This is a genomic window from Halomicronema sp. CCY15110 (genome assembly GCF_016888165.1).
In the GTDB taxonomy this organism is placed as follows: domain Bacteria; phylum Cyanobacteriota; class Cyanobacteriia; order Phormidesmidales; family Phormidesmidaceae; genus Halomicronema.
The window spans coordinates 1-4141 of sequence record NZ_JACSWC010000439.1; the positions used below are offsets into that span (position 1 = coordinate 1).

Here is a 4141-nt window from a genome sequence, read left to right on the forward strand (position 1 = left end):
CGCTCAACCTACCAGTATCGAGAGTTGAGCGGAGTCGAAACTCGGTTCATGGGGATCTTTTTTACGCGCAAGTCCCTAAGTGACCGTAGCTTGCTGCCAAGCCTGCCATAGCGTGTAGACAATCAGTACGGCTAATAAGGTGCGAAAGAGGAGCGAGACGACCTGATCAGGCAACTTGGGCAGGAGGCGTGTACTCAACTGAGCACCAATTAATCCTCCAAAACCAAGAATAATGCCGCCAAACCAAACCACATTGCCTTGTAGAGCGTGGCCAAAAGTGGAGGCGATCGCTGTCAGCACAATCACTCCCAGGCTGGTTTGAATCGATCGCTTAATCGTTTCCCCTAGCAACAACATTTGCAAGGGCACCATAATCACACCGCCACCAATCCCTAATAGCCCCGCCAAAAATCCGGCAATGCCTCCAGTCAACACCCGTGCTGCTGTCGGATTCATGACAGGCTGAGCCGCTGCCCCCGGAACCTCATTAGGCGATCGCTTGGCTAATTGCTTACGGACTCCCACCAAATAAATGTTGAGCATGAGCAGCAGCGCAAACGCCAAGAGCAGCAGCGATTGGGGCAGCGCACTGGCGATTAAAACACCAATCTGAGCCGTGATAACGGCGGGCAACCCCAGCAGCAAAACTCGCTTGAAGTCTAGATAGCCCATGCGCCAGTTTTGAATGCTGCCAGACAAAGAGGTGATGATGATGGACAAGCTGCTAGTCGCCACTGCTTGAATGGGTGAGAACCCCAGCGTAATCAAGATCGGGACTAAAACTGTGCCACCACCAATGCCCAGCAGCCCCGCCAACACACCTGCGAACAGACCAGCAACGACAAACGCACCAATTTGAATCGGGGTCAAAACTACCTCAAGCTGTTGATCTAATAAATTGAGCTTTGCGACCCCTGCGCCCTCAAGTCTAATGGCTCAACGGGATGACAACTGCGCTGCCAAACTTCGCCCACCATCACGGCAGACATCGGGGAAGCCACATCAAGATTGAACCATACCACCTGATGGCGGCTCGCAACTTCTCTGAACAATCACTTTCCCGATCCCTCATGCAGATCACCCAATCACGCTTCACATTGCGGGCGATGATTACGGCTGAACTTCAACAGCTGTGTCTGTTCATGAGAGCGCTAACTCGTTTCTTGAGGTCGCCTCTGGGCAAATATACGGACTGCTTAAACAAAGCGTCCCTTGTGCGTGGATGCGAGACACTTGCAAGCCCAGGGGCGGTTTCGCTCCAAGCGAACGTTGAGATAGTAAACAGTCTGTTAACACGACAGTCTATTCGCGCTAAAAAAATAACTCGTGTTTAGGCATCTGCAATTAAATAAAATACCCGATCAATCCGGTTTCGACTTCGCTCAACCTACCAGCATCGAGAGTTGAGCGAAGTCGAAACTCGGTCTATAGGAATTTTATTGACACGCAAGTTCCTTAAGTGTCTGTAGGACACATAGCCGATGGCATGTATCCGTAGCAGATGGCGCTCAAGCAAATCGCTTGGGGCTATAACTACAGCAAACCCACCAAGTGGAGCGGCCCATGACCACTAATCAACTCCACCATCAACGCTAAAAAGCCGACCATCGCTAGCCGACCATTCCACACTTCGGCCACTGGCGTGAGACCCCAAGCAGAGCGTTCTTGCGGATAAATTTTAACCTGTTTATCCGGCTCAACCACGTCTGAAAAGAGGCGGCGGGGAGCTTCTAAAGATTCCATAACCATTTTGGCCATGTCATCAATGAAGCCGGGATGAGTATTCAGGGCGGGGACTCGTCGGAAGGTTTCGATGCCAGCTTCTTCCGCAATTTCCCGATACTCCATATCGATTTCTTGCAAGGTCTCGATATGTTCAGACACAAAGCTAATCGGGACAACGACTAAGTCATTAACGCCTTGCTCTGCGAGTTCTTCGATCGCGTCCTCAGTGTAAGGTTGCAACCACTCCACTGGCCCCACCCGACTCTGATAGGCCAGGGTGTGTTCGTTTGGTCGCCCTAAGGCCTGCATGATCAAATCGACACAGTGCTCGATCTCCCGCTGATAAGGGTCGCCATTCTCTTCGACGTAACTCACCGGAACACCGTGGGCGCTAAAGAAAATGTGTCCCTTGCTGGAATCAGGCAATTGATCAAGTTCCTGCGCAATTAACTCAGCCATGGCTTTGACGTAACCAGGACGGGCATACCAAGAAGGGATGACGGTGTAGCGAATTCTTTCCAGCGAGGGGTCTTCCTTCCACAGTTTCTGGAGCAGACGGAAGCTAGAGCCGCTGGTACTGATGGAATATTGTGGGTAAAGCGGCAAGATGACTAGTTCTTCGATGCGATCGCGTTTAATCCGGGCGATCGCTTCCTCGGTGAAGGGATACCAATACCGCATACCGATATAAATATCCGCTGGTTGGTCAGCCGCCTCTAAGCTTTGTTGTAAAGCGGTGGCTTGCTGCTCCGTAATGCGTCGCAGGGGCGAACCGCCGCCAATTTGGCTATAGTTTTGCTGTGATTGCTTGGCTCGACTGTTAGAAATTAGCCATGCTAACGGCTTTTGGAGCCAGCGCACGGGCAGACGAATAATCTCAGGATCAGCAAACAAATTGAACAAAAAAGGGCGCACATCTTCTAGTTGCTCTGGCCCACCCAAGTTCAATAGCAATACCCCTACACGGCCCATAACGGTTGTGATCCTAAATGTCGAATGATTCTTAAAATTATCGTAACAATTGATTTACTTGACGGACACATTTGCAACAAAATGCAGCTTTGCTCAACACGACGAGCCGTTCAAGTTTTCAAACCGTTTACAGTAAAACCATTCTAAACTAACCCAGACAATCTTTATGCAGCAAGCTTTCTCGATGAAGTCGAGTCGATCCGCTCTCCCATCCCCCCCGGCGGAGCAGCGGCCTCGGTTGGCGATTCCCTTGGGAGATCCAGCGGGCATTGGTCCCGAAATTGTCTTGAAGGCGATCGCGCATCCGACGCTACATACGGTGGCCCAGGTAACGTTGGTGGGTGATGCTCCCGGTTTAGCTAAAACCCTGACCAATCTGCGGCACAGCGTGGGCCTAGAACTGGATCTGAGCCAAATGCCCTTGGTCGAGGCGGAAGTCGAGATCGCTGAGTTGGACACAATCTCCCTCGGAGAGCCGACAGCGGTGACGGGCCACGCCAGCTTTTGCTGGTTAAATCGGGCCATCACGGGAGCCTTAAAGGGCGAGTTTGATGCGGTGGTGACGGCTCCCATTGCAAAGTCGGTGTGGCATGCAGCGGGTCATCAATATCCGGGGCAAACGGAAGTATTGGCTGAACGCGCCCAGGTCGACCGCTTTGGCATGTTATTTGCAGCGCGATCGCCTCACACAGGATGGCCCCTGCGCTGCTTGTTAGCAACTACCCACATCCCGCTGCATCAGGTGCCCACCGCCCTCACCCCAGAGTTAATGACTCGGAAACTCGACCTTTTGGTGACCTGTTTACGGCAAGATTTTGGCCTGGCGACCCCCCACATTGCGATCGCGGGCCTCAATCCCCACAGTGGCGAAGCGGGCAAATTGGGCACGGAAGAAGTGGACTGGCTGATCCCTTGGTTAGCGGCGGTTCAGCAGCGTTACCCCCAGGTCAAACTGACGGGGCCGATCCCCCCCGATACGATGTGGGTGAGTGCGGGCCATGCCTGGCATACCGATGCCCAAGCCAGTCCGTTTGACGCCTATCTGGCGCTATATCACGATCAGGGCTTGATCCCCGTCAAGTTACTCGCTTTTGACCGAGCGGTGAACACCACCATCGGACTGCCGTTTGTGCGCACCTCGCCAGACCACGGTACAGCGTTTGACATTGCGGGCCGGGGCATTGCCCGGTCAGACAGTATGGAAGCGGCGATCGCCCTAGCGATCGAACTGGTGCAACAACGAAAACAACTCAGCCCCATCAGGAACTGAGTTGCCGATTGTCGATAGTATGACGTGAGCATTCCCCTGGAGCCTTCACCGGAACGCAAGTTCAGAGGAAGGGTGAACTTAGGGATGCGCGTGCAACTAAAGTACCTACTCCAGACACGTAACTGACCCAGGCACCCAGCTACCCAGCCACCCAAGCACTGCCATTACCGGGAT

The 4141-nt window shown here is 53.1% G+C and carries 3 protein-coding genes; 1 reads left to right on the plus strand and 2 read right to left on the minus strand.

What is annotated here, in order from left to right; all coding sequences use genetic code 11:
* Positions 1 to 75: 75 nt before the first annotated feature.
* Entirely contained in the window at positions 76 to 870 is a 795-nt protein-coding gene (locus JUK32_RS26815) for a sulfite exporter TauE/SafE family protein (protein WP_204141955.1), read from the minus strand.
* A 663-nt stretch (positions 871 to 1533) separates the two neighbouring features.
* The gene (gene hemH, locus JUK32_RS26820; RefSeq protein ID WP_204141956.1) at positions 1534 to 2697 is read right to left on the minus strand and encodes a ferrochelatase; all 1164 of its coding nucleotides are present in this window, start codon (positions 2695 to 2697) and stop codon (positions 1534 to 1536) included.
* 184 nt (positions 2698 to 2881) lie between these two features.
* Between hemH and pdxA the strand changes: the two genes are divergently transcribed.
* Positions 2882 to 3967 carry a 4-hydroxythreonine-4-phosphate dehydrogenase PdxA gene (pdxA, locus tag JUK32_RS26825; protein WP_204141957.1) on the plus strand — a complete coding sequence of 362 codons (1086 nt, stop codon included), beginning with the start codon at positions 2882 to 2884 and terminating at the stop codon, positions 3965 to 3967.
* Positions 3968 to 4141 lie beyond the last annotated feature (174 nt).